The 1,016-nt window shown below is 54.6% G+C and carries 1 pseudogene; it reads left to right on the forward strand.

Annotated elements, in window-relative coordinates:
• Positions 1 to 1,008 (forward strand): annotated as a pseudogene (locus BM331_RS11345) (IS3 family transposase); the annotation flags it as partial.
• Positions 1,009 to 1,016 lie beyond the last annotated feature (8 nt).

Raw genomic sequence — 1,016 nt, forward strand, 5'->3', positions numbered from 1 at the left:
ATCGGTAAGCCGTTGACACTTGAGCAGCAACGTATTCGAGCCTTGGAGGCAGAGGTTCGACAATTGCGCTCTGATAACGATTTGTTAAAAAAAGCATCGGCCTTCTTCGCCCGGGAACTGAAATGACCTATCAGTTGGTTCAGCAGTGGCAGGAGAAGACCGTACCCGTAACGCAGGCCTGTTGGGTCTTGGGCGTAAGCCGTGCGGGGTATTATCAACGCCAGCACCGCACGGCACCGGCCAGGGATGTGCGGGCGAGTGCTCAGGTAAAGGCGGCATTTATGGCCAGTGGCAAGAGCTACGGGAGTCGCCGTGTACGCAAGGAACTGGCGCAGCGTGGCGTGCCAATGGGACGATTTCGTGTGCGCTGGCTCATGCGCGAGAATGGACTGCGTCCTGTATGGAAACGTAAATTTATTAACACAACCGATAGCAAACACGCCTACCCTGTGGCACCGAATTTACTTGACCGGCAGTTTAACGTGGCACAACCGAATCAGGCCTGGGTGTCGGACATCACGTATATCCGTACCCGCCAGGGCTGGCTTTACCTGGCCGCCGTCATGGATCTGTACTCGCGCAAAATCATCGGTTGGGCCATGGCGCCCACTATGCCTGCTGAGCTCGTCGTCGCTGCGCTACAGATGGCGGTGCAGCAGCGTCGCCCAGAGCCAGGGCTCATTTTACACTCAGACCGCGGCAGCCAATACGCCTCAGATGCGTACCAGGCACTGCTGACCGAATACAGTATGCGCTGCAGCATGAGTCGCAAAGGCAACTGCTGGGATAATGCCGTTATGGAGCGCTTCTTCCTGAATCTGAAAATGGAACGTGTTTGGCAGCGAGATTACGCCAACCATGCAGAGGCCAAAAAAGATGTGACGCAAATACATTGTTGGCTTTTATAACGCGGTGCGCCTGCACTCCACGCTCGGGTATATCACACCGGTTGATTATGAGTTACATGCTGTAGCAAAAGAACCTATCGCAGGGTCTGAAATTACTTGACCACTACA

The sequence above is a fragment of the Nitrosomonas eutropha genome (genome assembly GCF_900116685.1).
GTDB classification, from domain to species: Bacteria; Pseudomonadota; Gammaproteobacteria; order Burkholderiales; family Nitrosomonadaceae; genus Nitrosomonas; species Nitrosomonas eutropha_A.